Annotated in this window: 13 protein-coding genes; 3 read left to right on the top strand and 10 right to left on the bottom strand. The window is 40.0% G+C overall.

Features of this window, described 5'->3' with window-relative positions:
- Positions 1-82: 82 nt before the first annotated feature.
- From MB14_RS05810 to MB14_RS05785, 6 genes are all read right to left on the bottom strand, one after another.
- Positions 83-1,834, bottom strand: a complete 1,752-nt coding sequence (locus MB14_RS05810; protein WP_062590443.1) for an ABC transporter ATP-binding protein — start codon at positions 1,832-1,834, stop codon at positions 83-85.
- A gap of 81 nt (positions 1,835-1,915) precedes the next feature.
- A complete protein-coding gene (locus tag MB14_RS05805; RefSeq protein WP_062590441.1) occupies positions 1,916-3,130 on the bottom strand; it encodes a 3-phosphoshikimate 1-carboxyvinyltransferase in 1,215 nt (404 codons plus the stop codon).
- A 2-nt stretch (positions 3,131-3,132) separates the two neighbouring features.
- Entirely contained in the window at positions 3,133-4,167 is a 1,035-nt protein-coding gene (gene aroB / locus MB14_RS05800; protein ID WP_062590439.1) for a 3-dehydroquinate synthase, read from the bottom strand.
- Positions 4,164-5,261 carry a bifunctional 3-deoxy-7-phosphoheptulonate synthase/chorismate mutase type II gene (locus MB14_RS05795; RefSeq protein WP_062590436.1) on the bottom strand — a complete coding sequence of 366 codons (1,098 nt, stop codon included), beginning with the start codon at positions 5,259-5,261 and terminating at the stop codon, positions 4,164-4,166. Before MB14_RS05795 ends, aroB begins: the two co-directional genes overlap by 4 nt.
- Positions 5,262-5,460: 199 nt before the next feature.
- Positions 5,461-6,003 carry a prephenate dehydratase domain-containing protein gene (locus tag MB14_RS05790; protein ID WP_062590434.1) on the bottom strand — a complete coding sequence of 181 codons (543 nt, stop codon included), beginning with the start codon at positions 6,001-6,003 and terminating at the stop codon, positions 5,461-5,463.
- Entirely contained in the window at positions 5,996-7,093 is a 1,098-nt protein-coding gene (locus MB14_RS05785; protein WP_062590433.1) for a bifunctional 3-deoxy-7-phosphoheptulonate synthase/chorismate mutase type II, read from the bottom strand. Before MB14_RS05785 ends, MB14_RS05790 begins: the two co-directional genes overlap by 8 nt.
- An 82-nt stretch (positions 7,094-7,175) precedes the next feature.
- Between MB14_RS05785 and MB14_RS05780 the strand changes: the two genes are divergently transcribed.
- Positions 7,176-8,387: a proline dehydrogenase family protein gene (locus tag MB14_RS05780; RefSeq protein WP_062590431.1), complete on the top strand. Its 1,212-nt coding sequence runs from the start codon at positions 7,176-7,178 to the stop codon at positions 8,385-8,387.
- Positions 8,388-8,466: 79 nt separating this feature from the next.
- On the opposite strand, the gene MB14_RS05775 is transcribed toward MB14_RS05780, so the two are convergent.
- A complete protein-coding gene (locus MB14_RS05775; RefSeq protein ID WP_062590429.1) occupies positions 8,467-9,684 on the bottom strand; it encodes a M56 family metallopeptidase in 1,218 nt (405 codons plus the stop codon).
- On the bottom strand, positions 9,677-10,036 hold the full coding sequence (locus tag MB14_RS05770) for a BlaI/MecI/CopY family transcriptional regulator (RefSeq protein WP_053222979.1): 360 nt from the start codon (positions 10,034-10,036) through the stop codon (positions 9,677-9,679). Before MB14_RS05770 ends, MB14_RS05775 begins: the two co-directional genes overlap by 8 nt.
- Positions 10,037-10,363: 327 nt before the next feature.
- Here MB14_RS05770 and lysS point away from each other — a divergent pair, with 327 nt between their 5' ends.
- The gene (gene lysS, locus MB14_RS05765) at positions 10,364-12,085 is read left to right on the top strand and encodes a lysine--tRNA ligase (RefSeq protein WP_062590535.1); all 1,722 of its coding nucleotides are present in this window, start codon (positions 10,364-10,366) and stop codon (positions 12,083-12,085) included.
- Between the two features lie 70 nt (positions 12,086-12,155).
- On the opposite strand, the gene MB14_RS05760 is transcribed toward lysS, so the two are convergent.
- Both MB14_RS05760 and MB14_RS05755 read right to left on the bottom strand, forming a co-directional pair.
- A complete protein-coding gene (locus MB14_RS05760) occupies positions 12,156-12,761 on the bottom strand; it encodes a HEAT repeat domain-containing protein (protein WP_157716548.1) in 606 nt (201 codons plus the stop codon).
- A gap of 299 nt (positions 12,762-13,060) precedes the next feature.
- Positions 13,061-15,757: a putative LPS assembly protein LptD gene (locus MB14_RS05755; protein ID WP_062590424.1), complete on the bottom strand. Its 2,697-nt coding sequence runs from the start codon at positions 15,755-15,757 to the stop codon at positions 13,061-13,063.
- 109 nt (positions 15,758-15,866) lie between these two features.
- Here MB14_RS05755 and MB14_RS05750 point away from each other — a divergent pair, with 109 nt between their 5' ends.
- Positions 15,867-16,673, top strand: a complete 807-nt coding sequence (locus MB14_RS05750) for an N-acetylmuramoyl-L-alanine amidase family protein (RefSeq protein ID WP_062590422.1) — start codon at positions 15,867-15,869, stop codon at positions 16,671-16,673.
- Positions 16,674-16,676 lie beyond the last annotated feature (3 nt).

The raw sequence follows: 16,676 nt of genomic DNA, 5'->3' as shown, positions 1-16,676 counted from the left end.
AAACTTTTTAAGTGCGAGAATTGGCTAAACGTGGCGCTGTCAGAAGGGAAGTGGGTATCAGAATAATGTAATACCGTTGGCTTTAGATTCTTGCCTGATAAGTGTACAGTTGGAAATACCTGCCTTCTTTAACAATCAACTCATCGTGTGTACCTCTTTCGGCAATTTCACCATTTTCAATCACTAGAATTTGGTCTGCTTTGCGAATGGTGCTTAAGCGGTGAGCAATTACAAAAGTGGTTCTGCCCTTCATTAAGCTCGATAAACTTTCCTGAATGAATGATTCACTTTCGGTATCAAGGTTAGACGTGGCTTCATCAAGAATAAGGATTTTTGGGTCGGCCAAAACCGCCCTAGCAATGGCAATTCTTTGTCGTTGGCCACCAGAAAGTTTTACACCTCTTTCACCAATTACGGTTTCCAATCCTTTTTCAAAGCGATCGGTAAACTCATTTACATAGGCTGCTTTCACCGCATTCTGTAAATCTTCTTCAGAAGAATCTGGTCTTGGGAAAAGAATGTTTTCGCGGATGGTTCCTTCAAAAAGGAAGTCATCTTGAAGTACAACACCTAATTTTCTTCTATAGCTTTTTAGTAGTACGGTAGAAAGATCGATGCCATCAATGGTGATTTTTCCTTCACGCGGATTAAGGAATGAAGCGGCTAAACCTGCAATAGTAGACTTACCTGAGCCAGAGGTTCCCACCAAAGCAGTAACACTTCCAGAAGGTGCATCGAAACTGATGTTTTTCAAAACGTCTATATCTTCTTCATAGGCGAATGAAACATTTTCGAATTTGATATTGGCGTCTGTTTCTTTAAGCTTAATGGTTCGGTTTTCGTCATCGTCTTCCGCCTTCATCAACATAATCTCTTCAGTACGATCCAATCCAGCAAATGCTTCTGTAATCTGGCTTCCAATGTTCGACATTTGAACAATTGGCGCAATCAGTAAAGCGAGCAAACCAATAAAAGCGAAGAGCTCACCAGTAGTCATGGTGCCTTGAATGATATAATAACCACCAATACCTAGAATACCAGTACTCGCGACACCCGCCAAAAGGAAAGTGGCTGAACTCGTAACAACGGCAGTGGCGGTAAGTGTTTGCTTTACGTTTTCATATAGCGATTTCACACCGCCTTCAAAGCTTTCGGTTTCTTGTAATTCGGCACCAAAGCCTTTGATTACGCGAACTCCGCTTAAGGTTTCGGTCAAACGGCCTGTAACTTCAGCATTCAATTGGCCTCTTTTTCTAAATATTGGTCTTAAATAGGCAAAGGCCTTCATGGCGATTAAACCGAAAATAATAACTGGAACGACTACAAATGCGGTGAGTTTAGCGTTCATGTTGATTAACAATACGAGTACGGCTATAGCGGTAATTGTTCCACCAATCAGTTGAACAAAGCCTGTACCTACTAAATTTCTTACGCCTTCTACATCGGTCATAATTCTTGAAACTAATGCACCCGACTTGGTGCTATCGAAGAAATTTAGGGGGAGTGATAAAATTTTCTTTTGTACCTGAACCCGAAGTTCAGCAATGAGTTTTTGCGCTTGAACACTGAGGATACGAGTGAGAGCAAAGGAAGTAATGGCTTGGGTGATAATGGCGGCAATGGTGACAAGGATAACGGTTTTCAGCATTTCCATGTCTTTGTTCACCACCACATCGTCAATAAGGTATTGAGTGGCTTTCGGAAGTACCAAACTGGCCGCACTTCTCAGTAGTATTAAGACCAGTCCAAAAAGTAAAAGCCCTCTTTTGGGCCAAATGATTCTTTTAAAAACCTCACCTATTGTGATGTTGTCGAGCTTTTTCTTCTTTGCCATGGTAAACGCTGAAATATAGTATGACCAACCGTCTTGAAAGTCAGTTAGTTCAATTGATCAAAAGTAATTTGAATGACATTATTACTGACCTGTTGCCAATTCAATGTCTTTCCAAAAACCTGGGTATGATTTGTTGACCACGCTGGGGTCTTCGATGATGATGTCCTGTAAAGCACAAAGCGGAGCGAAAGCCATGGCCATTCTGTGGTCGTCATAGGTCTCAATTTCGATAGGTTCATCACTCAATTCAAATTTCGATCTGACCTCAAATACCTCTGGTGCTACTTCCTTTAACTTGACCTTAAATTTTTTCAATTCCTTTTTTAAGGCTTTCACCCTGTTGGTTTCTTTGATCACAAGGCTTTCTAAACCTGTCATAGTGCATCGAATTTTCTTTGCTGCACAAACAACGGCTATGGTTTGGGCCAAATCTGGGCAATCACTAAAGTCAAAATTCACCTCGTTGGAATGAGGGATTTTCTGAAGTACCACACCATCGGCTTCAAAAGTGCTCATCACACCAAGCTGATTCATCATGTGTACAATGGCAATATCGCCTTGAAGTGACTTTTGTCTGAGCCCTTTCAATTTGATTTTGGCATTATCTGCTAAAGCCACAAAACTATACCAGTAGCTCGCACCCGACCAATCGGATTCTACTACATATGGGTAATCTTTGTATTGCTGAGGCTTAATTTCAATGGTTTGGTTGGTCCAGTTGGAGTGGATTCCAAACAATTTCATCATGTCCAAAGTCATTTGGATATAAGGACGAGAACCGATTTTCCCTTTTAATTCTAAGCTAAGTCCTTGTGGCAAACACGGGGCAATCATTAATACAGCCGATATAAATTGGCTGCTTACATCGCCCTTCATCTTAATCCGATTGGATTTCTGTTCTTTGAGCGGTTTTACCTTGAGTGGAGGAAAGCCTTCTTCTTTTAAGAACTTGACTTTGGCTCCAATACTTTTGAGTGCATCTGCTAAAATTTTTATCGGACGCTGCTGCATTCTTTCTGTGCCTGTAAGTATTCTTGAGCTTTCACCCAAAACAGAAAAGGCAGTGAGAAAACGCATGGTGGTTCCAGCATCTAAAACATCTAAAGTTTCTTCTTTGCTTGCCAACAACCGAATCATCGTCTGTGTATCTCTGGCCTCTGATAAGTTTTGGATTTCAGAAATATTGCCCGAAAGTGCATTAATGATTAGGGCCCTATTGCTCTCACTTTTAGAAGCAGGAAGTGGAATTTCTACTTCTCTAAGTTGGGGTGAGTGTTTAAGGTGAATAGTGTCCAAGGTTATTGCTTCAGTTTAATGAAATAGAACAATGCATCAATGACGTCTTTTTCGTCTACAGCGATATCGTAAGTGGCCTTTCCGATGTCCATCAGAAGGGAATGGTTGAGGAGGTTGTTAAGATTCTTTTTGTCTTGGTACATGAGTTTTACTATGCCTGAAAAGCCCTCTTTAGCGATGTTAATTTCAGGATAAATTTCGAGAATGGTGCGAGAAATTTGCAATAGATTTTCTTCCGAAAAACCCAGTAGTTTTTTTGACAAGTAGGCTTCACAGATCATTCCAGCCGCAATTGCCTCTCCGTGTAAAAGCTTTTTGTCAGTATTTAAATAGAAGCTTTCAATGGCGTGGCCAATAGTGTGGCCATAGTTTAAAATCTTTCTGAGTCCAGCTTCTTTTGGGTCGGCTTTTACCACAGCTGTTTTTATTTCTACGGAATGCGCAATCACGGCCTCCCAGTTTTCAATGTCTAAACCATGGGCAGTAGTTTGTTCAAAATAATCAGCATCAGCTATCAGTCCGTGCTTAATTACTTCTGCAAAACCCGACCTGAGTTCTCTTGGCGCTAAGGTTTTTAGAAACACCGGATCGATCAAAACACTTTCAGGCTCTTGAAAAAAGCCTAAATGGTTTTTAAAACCCATAAAATCGATTCCTAACTTTCCGCCTACATTGGCATCTACAGCAGCCAATAGGGTAGTGGGGATGTTGATAAATCTAATACCACGCTTGTAAGTAACCGCACAGAAACCACCCATATCGCCAATTACACCACCGCCCAAATTGATCAGCAATGCTTTTCTGTCGAAATTGTTTGTGGTGAATTGCTCCCAAATGTGTTCGCAAGTGCGAAGCGTTTTGTGCTCTTCGCCCGAAGTGATTTGAATGAGCAAATGCTCAGGCAAAACGGCCTGAACCAAAGGATAACAATGCGCATGCGTATTCTCATCGACTAAAACCGCTAGTTGCGTAAAGTCAGTTTCCTTTAATACCGCCTTGAGGCTGGTTTCTATGTGGTCAATTACAATGTGGCTCATGCTTTTGTTAATGGACGGGTTTCTTTCAGTTGTGCTTCTTGCTTTTTCACCGATTCCTCGTGAATAGCAAATAAAAGGCTTTTCATAAACTTCTCCGTCATGTTTTTACGCAAGCCATCCTGAATTCTGCTTTCCATTACTTCTTCCCAACGGCTAGGCTGGTAAACTGCCAAATTATGCTCACGCTTATAGTCACCTACCTGCTCTATTACTTTGAATCTTTCGGCAAAAAGTTCTAGCAACTGGGTATCTAGTAAATCAATTTTTTGTCTGAACTGCTCCAATTCATTGAGCATTTCTGGATGCTCATCTACGTTTTCTCTGAAAATTAGGCTTTCGTAAATGATCTTGAGCGTGTCTGGTGTAATCTGTTGTTTGGCATCACTCCAAGCCTTGTCTGGGTCATGATGGGTTTCAATCATTAAACCGTCCAAACCAAAGTTAATGGCCCTTTGACTCACGGCTCCAATAATTTCGCGTGCGCCAGCAATATGGCTTGGATCACAAATCACAGAAATGCCAGGAATCATGCGTTTTAAGTGAATGGGTAACGACCACTCTGGTTTGTTGCGGTATCTTTTTTCGTAAGGATCGGAAAAACCTCTGTGAATGCCAGCTACTTTTTTAATGCCTACTTTATTAAGCCTTTCAAACGCACCTAACCAAAGTTGAAGGTCTGGATTGATCGGGTTTTTTACCATTACAGGAATGTCGGTGCCTTTTAAGGCTTCGCAAATCTCTTGTACCGAAAATGGGTTTACCGTGGTTCTAGCGCCAATCCAAAGCACGTCAACACCAGCTTTTAAAGCGGCTTCTACATGTTCTGTTTTTGCTACTTCTACGGTAACGGGCACATTCAGAATGTCTTTGGCAATTTGTAGCCATTCTAAAGCTTCGGCACCAACGCCTTCAAATGAGCCAGGCCTAGTTCTTGGTTTCCATACACCCGCCCTAAATAATTCAACTGGACTTCCTTTTAGGCCTTTGGCAATGGTTTCGATTTGCTGCGGACTTTCTGCGCTGCAAGGGCCGGCAATGAGCACATGCTCTGATAATCCTAGCCCCCAATCTTTAATGTCGATGATGTTCATAATTACGTTTGGTCAAAAAAAAAGCCCGACTCTTTCGAACCGGGCTAATAAAATATTTTTACAATTTCATTTAATGATAGCGCAGGCCCGATCCCGAGTGGGTTCTAAAGTAAAAAAAGTAATAAAATGATGTCCTTGCTGCTAACATGCGATAAACTTAGGTATCTCTTCTTTAAAGAAAAATATAAAATGAAATTATTTTTTAAGCATTCTCTACCAAAGCGAAAGTAGTGCTGTTGGTTGAATGGTCTTCAATGTTTTCTGATAACAATATAAGATCATTGGCTTCTATAGCATCTTTGCTGGCAATTACCCCTGCGTTTTTCTCACGGTTATTCTTCAATTCATGAATGGCACTTACCGTGCTAGTACTTGAAATGAAAGTAATATGGCTGTATTTGACAAAGAATTTTTGGGTCTCTTTGATTGCCATTGGGTGAGAATAAATCTTCTTTATTCCCTCCATATTGGTTGCCTTAAAACTCCCCAAGCAAAGATGAATTGGCAGCTCAAATTGCTCCAGAATACGATGACCAGAGTTTTTGATTCGCTCTAAGTTATCTCCAACTAATCCGGAGGTGTTGTTTTTGATGGCAATCAATGCCTTTTTAATTCGCTTTTCTTTGAGCGCTTTAAAAATTTCATCAAAAGAGGTGAAAAGCATATGGTTCATATTGGGCAAAAACTTTTGCCTAGCCATATCATGATAAGTGTTGTCAGGGCCGAGTAGTCCTAGTTCAGTCATTAGGTTGTTTGTCTTGTTCTGTATTAAATACGGATGTTTGTATCCTTACGGATTGCTGATGAATATGTCGGTAAAGTTCGCGAATAAATTCGGGGTCTAAGTTTAAAGATTTCGCCCATTCTGGTCTGGATTGCAAAATCTCCTTCCAGCGGCTGATTTGAAAGATAGCCACGTTGTTGTCTTTTTTGAACTCTCCAATTTTTTCAACCAGGCTTAATCGGGTGGCAATAGCTTCCAATATTTCCCTGTCCGCTTGATCTATTTGCTCACGGATAATGTCTAGCTGATTGTTAAAGTCTTCGTTTTTAGAAGTATGATTCCTTAAAATTAAATTCTCTAAAAGAAGATTAAAGGCCTCGGGTGTTAATTGCTGCGCATTATCACTAAGTGCATTGTCAGGGTCAATATGAGTTTCAATCATTAAACCATCGAAATCAAGGTCCAAAGCCCGTTGCGATAATTCAGCAATAAGGTTTCTTTTCCCACCAATATGGCTTGGGTCGCAGAGCAAAGGCAAGTCAGGAAATTCACTTTTCAATTCCATTGGGATTTGCCACAGCGGAGTATTGCGGTATTTGCTTTGCTGAAAAGTTTGAAAGCCACGGTGTATGGCACCAAGGTTTTTGACGTCACATTTCATTAGCCTTTCTAAAGCCCCTTTCCAAAGCGACAAATCTGGATTGATGGGGTTCTTTACAAAAACAGGAAGGTTTGTGCCTCTGAGCGCTTCGGCAATTTCTTGTACGTTAAATGGGTTTACGGTAGTGCGCGCCCCAATCCACAATAAGCCAGCGCCATTTTTTAAAGCAATGTCTACATGTTCGGTGGAGGCTACTTCGGTAGCAAACTTAAAACCGAGTTCCTTTTGCACTTCCTTCACCCATTCAAAGGCCACTTCGCCCATACCTTCGAAAGAGCCGGGGCGGGTTCTGGGTTTCCAAATTCCGCCTCTGATAAAGTCTACTTTAGAAAGGTCTAATCCTTTAAGCGTTTCTAAAAATTGACTTTGGCTTTCTATGCTACAAGGCCCGGCAATAATAATGGGCTTTTTGTCGCTGTCTAACCGTCTGTGTAAAGGGAGATTAGTCATGTATATTTCGTTTGCAACTCATTAGTAACAAAGGTAGGAGACTATTGGTTTGTTACTATATTTGCGGACTTTGAATATCGCTATGGAACTAAAAAAGTTTGTTGATTTTGACAACCTTACGAATGCCTTTGCGGCTCGAACTGACGAAGCATTAAAGCAAGCGCATTTTATCTTTTCTACTATGCAATCTCCCGGATTGGTAAAAGTAGGAATGGCCCTTACCAAGTGGTCGTTGAATGTAGGTTTGCCAGTAAAGGGAATCATTAAAAAAACCATTTTCAATTTATTTTGTGGAGGTGAAACGCTAGATGGATGTCAGCGTGCTACCAATGAGTTGGCGGCTTTTGGTATTGGAGCCATTTTCGATTATTCTGTTGAAGGTGAAAAAACCGAGGAGGGATTTGATGGAAGTGCACAAGAGATAATGAGAACTATAGACCGAGCGAGCCAATATGAGTTCATTCGGTTTTCTGCTTTTAAGATTACAGGCTTGGCTCATTTTGATTTACTGACCAAAATTCATGCAGGAGAAAAGCTGACAGCAGAGGAAGCCGCTGCTTATGAAAGGGTAAAGAAAAGGGTAGATATGATATGTGCCGAAGCCAAGCGAAAGGATGTTTCTGTTTTGATTGATGCGGAAGAAACTTGGATTCAGAAACCCGTAACAGAAATTACGAGGGACATGATGGCCAAATACAATACAGAGAAGGCATTAGTGTTTTATACATTTCAGATGTATGCCCATAGCATGTTAGGCCATTTGAAAGAGTTGCATGCCGATGCCAAAGAGAACAACTATAGGCTAGGCGCAAAGTTAGTGCGTGGTGCTTATATGGAAAAAGAAGCTGAAAGAGCGAAAGACATGGGTTATGAAAACCCAATTCAGCCTAACAAAGAAGCAACAGATAGAGATTTTGATGCAGCAACAGAATATTGCATTAAACACATTGATGATATAGGCCTTTTTGCAGGTTCACACAACGAGAAGAGTAATTATTTGGTAACGCTTTATCTAGAAAAGTATGGTTTACCAAGAGACGATAGAAGGGTTTACTTTGGTCAGTTGTATGGCATGAGCGACCATATTTCATTCAACTTGGCGGCTGCTGGCTATAACGTAATTAAATACGTGCCTTATGGACCTATTAAGGCCACCATTCCTTATTTGATGAGAAGGGCGAATGAAAACACTTCTGTAAAAGGACAAAGTGGTCGCGAATTAACTTTGATTAAGAAGGAGTTAAAAAGAAGAAAAGGAACCAAAAAACAATTTGCTCACCAAGATAAATTTTAAGCTAACCGCTTTTGAAGTAAAGTAAAAAGCCTGACTTAGTTGAACTAGGTCAGGCTTTTTTATGCGTGTTGTTTTGATGTTAATTTTTCTTTCTCAGTGCACTCTTGACTGTTACAGGTTGTTCAACAATTTCTGTTATGGTTATCATTGGGAGATTAAAGCTTTCAACTACTTTATCTCCTTCAAAAGTGGTGACAGTTCCTGTGTTTAGTCTTCTAGTATTTTTCCCCTCAATTGTTGTCCATTCTTTGTCGTCCAAAACAGGTAGTCTGAATGCACTTTTAACGGTTTTTACCTCGATTATTTCTACTGGCACTTCAATTTCATTTTCGAAAATGATTTCATTACCTGAAGTGCGTGCAGAATCGAGATACTCTATAAGGTAAGGTTCAACCTCAACTTCCACATCGATGAGAACTTCTTCGAGTTCATCTTCTAATACGGGTTCAATAGCATCTGTACAAGCGTAAGCAATAAATAAGAGGCCTAAAATAGGCAGGGCGAGTAATGGTTTTAATTTGTTCATGACATTTGAGTTTAGTTTTTGAATCATTTTTAATCTTTTCTGAATAGGGTGCTCGTTAAAGCTGGAAATCAAACTGCTGTTCACTTTGGCCAAGGCGAATTGTAATAATGATCTTTCGTAATGTTTTGGATGCGTACGTTGCAATACCGAATGATCGGCTATGTATTCATGTTGAAGACGGATGGATTTAGCGTAGAGGTAACTAAATGGATTGAACCAATACACGCACTTGAGTACTTCAAAAAGCAGTAAATCCAGTGAATGCCTTCCTTCAATATGAGCAAGTTCATGCGCGATGATCTGCTGTTTTAAGCTTTCGTTTTTGTTCAGTTCTTTACCCACAAAAATGGTGTTGAAGAAGCTATAGGCATCATTTCCTTCGGTTTCAACTACTTCGATACAGTTGTTCTGTAACGAAGGCCACTTGTCCACTTTTCGCTTTACAATGAAGAGTTTGAAAACCAGAATAATGACCGAGACGATTAAACCTAAAAGGTATAGGGCTTCGATAGAAACCAGTGGGTTTGCTTGGGTAGAAATTTCGGTAACACCAATTGGCGTGGAGGCAGTAGCCTGAGCCGCCAAAGCTGTTGTTGAACTAAAAGCAAATTGACTTTCGAAACTCAATAGAGGGATTAGCATTGAAACCACAACTGTGAATAACAGGTAAAACCTATTCACAGAAAGTAATTTTTCCCCACGAAGGAAGAGCCAATAGAAGCCATAAAAGCTTGCCAGGCAAATCGAAGACTCTATTAAATAGCTATTCATGGTCTTTTAGTTTTTTCATCAAATCTTCCACTTGTTCGGGGCTTAGCTTTTTTTCCTGCATCATAAATGAAAACAGCTTTTCAGCCGAGCCCTCGAAATAATTGCTCAAAAACCCATTCATGAAGTTTTTAGTGTAAGCTTTCTTTTTCACTGTAGCGGAATAAGAAAATGTATTGCCCACTTTCTCTCTGTTTACAAAACCCTTGTTTTCCAAAATTTTCAAGAAAGTACCTACCGTATTATAGGCTGGTTTTGGCTCGGGCATTTGATCCACAATGTCTTTGATAAACATTTTGTCATGCTCCCAAACAATCTGCATTATTTGCTCTTCAGCTTTTGTTAAGTCTTTCATAACTCCTAATTCTTTCGGAAATGTCTTAAACTTTTCGGATAACTCCTAATTATTTAGGAGTAAAATTTTTCGATAGAGCATAGAGACCGCTTTTAAATTCTGCATAAACCCTCCAAAAGTTGACTCTCAAATATCAGATAGGATAAATGGTTCATCTGAAGCACAACAAAGAACTTTTGGAGGGTTTCTAACTTCAGAAATTTCCACACTACCCAAACTATGGCTGTTTTATTCATCGAGTTCAGGTGAATACTACATAGAGACCGCTTTTAATTGTTTAATAAATGTGAGTGAATGACTAAATTGCGCCTCGAAAAAAATAAAGCAATGCAGATTTTAAGCGAACAGGAAATTGTCAGAAGACAAGAGCGGGAGGAACTTCAAAAGCTCGGTATTAACCCATATCCTTCAGAAACCTATGAAGTAACCACTTATTCAAAGGAAATTAAGGAAGGATTTGATAAGGATCCTGAACGCTTTAAACAGATTACCATTGCAGGTAGAATGATGAGCCGTAGAATTATGGGCTCTGCCTCTTTTGCTGAAATTCAAGACTCACAAGGCCGAATTCAGGTCTATGTAAGAAGAGATGATATTTGCGAAGGCGAAGACAAAACGCTCTATAATACGGTTTTCAAGAAGGTTCTTAGTATTGGTGATTTTGTTGGAATTAAAGGCTATGTGTTTAAAACACAGGTAGGCGAAATTTCTGTGCACGTTACGGAAATGACCGTGCTTACTAAATCTTTAAAGCCACTTCCATTACCAAAAACTGATGCCGAAGGCAAAGTGCACGATGCTTTTACCGACCCGGAGCAGCGTTACAGGCAGCGCTATGTGGATTTGGTGGTGAACCCACATGTAAAAGAAGCTTTCATTAAAAGAACGCATATGGTAAACTCAATGCGTCAGTTCTTGGCTGACAGAGGTTACTTAGAAGTGGAAACGCCAATTCTTCAACCACTTTACGGTGGGGCAGCAGCAAGGCCTTTTAAAACGCATCACAATACTTTGGACATGACGCTTTATTTGCGCATTGCCAATGAACTGTACCTAAAGAGATTAATTGTAGGCGGCTTCGATGGTGTTTTCGAATTCTCTAAAGATTTCAGAAACGAAGGAATGTCACGTTTCCATAATCCGGAATTTACCCAAGTAGAGCTTTATGTGGCTTACAAAGATTACAATTGGATGATGGATTTAGTGGAGGAAATGGTAGAGAAAGTAGCCATTGACTTACACGGAACTACCAAAGTTCAGGTGGGTGAAAATGTAATTGATTTCCAACGTCCTTGGAAACGCTTTACCATGTTCGAAGCCATTGAGCATTTTACAGGAATTGATATTTCTGAAATGAACGAGACCGAGCTGAGAGAAACCGCCAAAAAACTAAAAGTGGCTACCGATGAGTCGATGGGGAAAGGGAAACTCATTGATGAAATTTTTGGTGAGCACTGTGAAGGCAAACTGATTCAGCCTACTTACATCACGGATTACCCAGTGGAAATGTCGCCATTGGCGAAAAAGCACCGTAGCAAAGAAGGTTTGGTAGAGCGTTTCGAAGCGATTTGTAACGGTAAAGAAATTTGTAACGCCTTCTCTGAATTGAACGACCCAATCGATCAAAGGGCGCGTTTTGAAGAACAACTGGAGTTAGGCAAAAGAGGAGATGATGAAGCCATGACCTTGGATGAAGATTTCCTTCGTGCTTTGGAATACGGTATGCCGCCAACCGCTGGTTTGGGCATTGGTATCGACAGGTTATCTATGATAATGACCAACTCAAAGTCGATTCAAGATGTATTGTTCTTCCCTCAAATGAAGCCAGAGAAGAAAGCCAAAATGGCAACGGATGAAGAGTTTGTAAAAGAAGGCGTTCGATTAGAACTGGTTCAAATTCTTAGAAAACTGAACATTAATACCATTGCGCAGCTCAAAGAACAAACGGCTTCAAAACTGCTTAACGATATGGGCGGCATGAGAAAGAAACTCAAACTTCAAGAGGTGCAAGCGGCTAGCCTAGAAGAAATAGAAGGCTGGTTGAACTAACAGTTAACCCAATCTAAAAATACAGAAAGCCATTTTGCGAGAGTGAAATGGCTTTTTACGTATCAATTGATTAACGTCTTTTGGCTGGCGCTCTTTGGAGCCGCTTGAGTGCTGTTGTCCGGTTCCGGTTCTCAACGGATTTCGGTTCAAGTTCTAGTGAATTCAGAAGTTCAACTGCTTCCGAATTGTTCATTCGACCGAGAGCCTCAATTACAGCAAACCGTATTGTCAAGTCGTTAAGAAGTTCAGTGAGAAGATCATAAATATCAGGAGTTCGGATAGAACCGAGAAAACGGATTATCTCACTTCTTGCCGCTCCGAGTTCGGAATTCTTGCAAATTCTGATGTATTCATTAATTCTTGATTTGTCTTTTATAATATTTAAGGCATGTCCAACGGCCCAAAGGTTCCCTTCACTCAAGTCAGTACGGTCAAATAATGGAATAAGCTCAGATGAGATTTCTTTATTTGATTTCTCCGTTAAGGCTCTCACAACCATTTCACATTCGTTACCAGAGAGCTTACTCAGGTAGTTGAGTAAAATGTTGTTGAAGGGCTTAGATGAAATGTCAGTGTTAACCAAAGTGTCAACTGGCTCCATGGGTTCATTCATAAAAGTTCGTTGTGGAACTCCAGCCTGTTTCAATTCTTCGTTTAGTTTTTCCCAATTACTCATTATGGCAGGTAACGTTATATACCCACCACATTCATGGCGCATATAACTTACGTAAGTTATTAAAAACTTCTTAATAAGAATTCAAATAAAACAGCGGCACAGAGATTTTTTTAAAGCCAATTTTTGCGCCTAATGAGAAACCGTTAAAACGGTTCAGAGCGGAGTTGCATTACCATAGCCCACGGTTTAAACCGTGGGCTATGGTTGTGGGTATGTCTCTGCGAAATGGTTTTAACCATTTAAACTTATGGTTGGCAACAGTCTAAGCTCTATTATCTAACATCTAACTCCTCAAAAAATCAATTATCGAAGAAGCTTCTTCTGCGGCTAAGTTTCAAATCTTTAAGTGCCGAAGCTTTAATTTGAATGTCGATAGAGTAGGAGGTAAATCGTCCGAATGGAATCCAATTACCTGTTAACTCCCAACAGCCTAGGTCGCGGTAAACGCCTAATGAACTTTGTGTAAACTCTTTTAATTCTACATCATAACCCGTATTAAAAGTGAGTTGCCACTTTTCGGAAACGGCCACTTGGCCATTCATTTTAATGGATTGACGTGTGGTTGTAGAAAACTTATTATTAAATAAATTTTGGCTAAAGGAGTAATTATAACTGAACCTAACGTTCCATGGTACGGAAATATCAACATAAGCATTGGGGTCGTCAAAATATTGAGGTACCCGCTGTTGATTCACCATATCTCCGTTATTTAAAGTGCCATAGCCATCGTCTTCTCCGTTTAAAAATCCACCTCCTTCAATTGCCGCCATACCACCAGCTCCGCCTCTCATAGATGAAGACGAATTATTATTTGATGCCTTTGAATTGAGGTTTGTGCTCAAAGAAAAACGCCCACTTCTTATTTTTCCAAGCCCTTTGCCTTGTGTTAGTGCAATTACATCTACCCTTTTGATTACATCGCCCTCGCCATCATTGGTGGTTAAATAAGTGTAAGGGTCTAAAACTATACCCGCACTAATGTCGATTTTGTTTTTAAACAGTGTAGTTCTTGCGGCTATATTATAATCCGAAAGATTGAATGAGTCGGCCAGAAAATTGTAGCTGGTAGAAAACGAAAGGTTCTCAAGAATCGACACCTTTTCAGATTTGGTGGTATCGTTCCTTACTTTCATTTCAACTTTATTACTAACGTTAAAACTAATGGCTGCCGATTCTCCTAATGATGGACTTCCAAACACAAAGCCGTTGTATTTAGATAAAAACTGATAAACCGGCTCTCCGGTAGAAGTGGTGTCTACTTGAATGTTTTTATAATAACCATACTTCTCTTGCCCAAAATCAGGACGGTAACTGAAACTTAAACTGGGCTGCATGATATGGCGTAAAGATTCAATTTTACTACTAGGTTTAAAGTTTTTAGTACCATATAATTGAGTAGAAACGTTAACGTTAGCCCCGTAGGTAGAGGCTCTAGAAAAGCCATTTAATGTGTCTATTCTAACCGCATTCTCATCTTCTAAATAGGTGTAATCGAGTTCCTGTAAATACCATAGTTCCTGAAAATTGATAGAAGGAGAAACGTTAAAGTTTTTCAAAAATGGAAATGAAGTGGAAATAGGAATTGAGTGTTTTGCACCGTTTTGGGCATTGGCAAATAACTCTGGAAGTTTGGCAAAAGTAACTGCTAAGGTATCGGCCTCACTGGTAGAATTGGAAATGTCAAATCCAGCGGTATTTGGTCTGATTAAGTTGGTGATCTTATTTGATGTACTGAAGGCCCAAGAGAAAGAAAGCCTCTTTAAAGCTTCTTGCTTGGCGGTTGAAAATGGCATAACCCGGGTCATGTTCAAAGAAAAATCAGGCAGAGATACATCAAGAATATTGGTTTGAATATTCTGCGAATGACGGGCATTTAAGCCATAACTAAAGCGGTTATTCGCGAAACTTCCTGTTAGCGATATGTTCGAACGGAACTCTGAACGAATCGTGTTCTGGAAGTTTTCGGTCGAAATATTATTGTTGTTGTATGAACTTGTTCCTGCATTAATACTTGCCGAAAAACGAGTTTTACCTCTTGATTCTGGCCTGTGAGAAATGGAAACCCAAAAGTCGTTTGAATTCAATGGGTTTTCTTCTATTTCTGGGGTTTTACTTTTGTTATACCTTAGGTCTATGCTGCCGCTATACTTATATCGTTTTTTGTAAGTAGAGCGTACGTTTAATCCAAAACTTCCCTTCGAGTAATAATCACCTGTAACGGCTGTTCTTATGTACTCATTATTGCCAAAGAAATACCCTCCTTCGCGCAAGAAAATTCCTCGCACCCTTTCTTCCCCATATTTTGGAAACAGAATTCCAGATTGCGCATCACTTTTTACATCGGGGAAAAACGCAAAAGGCAGAGCGAATATGGTGGGGATATCGCCAATATATAATTGGGCAGGGCCAGTAATGATTTTATCGCCTGGAATTACCTTGATTTTATCAGCCTTAATGTAGGTAGTGGCCAACAAGTCGGCACAAGGAATAAACTTTCCACCTTTAATATAGGCGCTACCATCTTGGTTCTTTTTGATTTCTTCACCTGAAACGTAGCCTTCATCTTGCTTGGTTACTACGCCTGTAATTTTGGCGCGGTTGGTTGCGAAGTTGTAGCGAATACCCCGAGTTTCATACACTCCGCCCTTATCTTGAAAAACAGGAAGCCCAATCCAGCTGCCTGTAGAGTCTTGAACACCCTTGGCAATAAGTTCATTTTGATTTCTATCGATAATAATTTGTGCAGCATCTAATTTAATATCGCCATACTCGATGTAAGCATTTCCGTATAAGTACGTTACATTCGTAGCAGTTTTGGTAATAATCGAATCTTCGGCATAGTACAAAATAGTAGTTTCTATGCCATTGTTCTTGATTTTGAGGGTGTCTGTGCCAACTGGTCTGGTTGTTGTTGGACTGGTGCTGAGCGGAGTAGGTTCGATCTTAACAGGATCATTCTTTAAACCTCCTTCTTGGGCCGTTAGGCCAAACGCCATCAGGAGTAAAACTAATATGAAAGATATGTTTCTAACAGAGACCAAAGGATTTTTCGCTTTATGGAAAAAATTCAGATTTTTGTGTAAAGGTATTCTAATAACCATTTCTATGCGAACCAAAATAAAAAATAATAGGCTTGTTCTTCTTGCTTTGTCATTGGCTTTAATAGTTTTTGCTCCATATCAAGGGCTTTCTCAAGCGGCTAAGCCTAAATTTAAAGTGGTGATTGACCCAGGTCATGGAGGAAAAGATCCTGGTACGCGCGGCAAAAACTTATTAGAAAAAGATGTGGTATTGGCCGTTTCCATGAAAGTAGGTGAGTATTTAAATGAACTTTTAGACAACGTTGAGGTTGTTTATACTAGAAAAACTGATGTTTACCACGATCTCAAAGTCCGTGCCACTGTGGCAAATAAGGCGGATGCTGATTTATTCGTTTCTATTCATGCCAATGCCATGCCTGCGGGCAATGAGCACGTATATGGAACAGAAACCTATGTAATGGGGGTTAAAAATGAGGGCAGAAACTTTGAAGTAGCCAAAAGAGAAAACTCTGTAATCTTGTTAGAAGAAGACTATAAAGAGAAGTATCAAGGCTTTGATCCTACTTCGCCCGAAGTAAATATTGCTTTTTCTATTATGCAGGAAGCATTTCAAGAAAATAGCATTTTGCTTGCGCAAAACGTTGAAGATCAGTTTTCTAAAAGGGCAGGAAGGAAGAGTAGAGGAGTGAAGCAGTCAAGTTTATGGGTATTATGGAATACCTCTATGCCTAGTGTTTTGATAGAACTTGGCTATCTTACCAACCCAAAAGAGGAAAGAGAGCTGGGATCTGCTGAAGTACAGGATTATTTAGCTTCGGCAATTTTTAGAGCAATTCGAGATTATATTAACTATTTGGAATCAACAAGGTAGATA

Origin of the sequence: Roseivirga ehrenbergii, from assembly GCF_001593005.1 — a bacterium.
GTDB lineage: Bacteria > Bacteroidota > Bacteroidia > Cytophagales > Cyclobacteriaceae > Roseivirga > Roseivirga ehrenbergii.
Note: the sequence above shows the minus strand (reverse complement) of the source record. Positions and strands in the feature narration are given on the sequence as shown.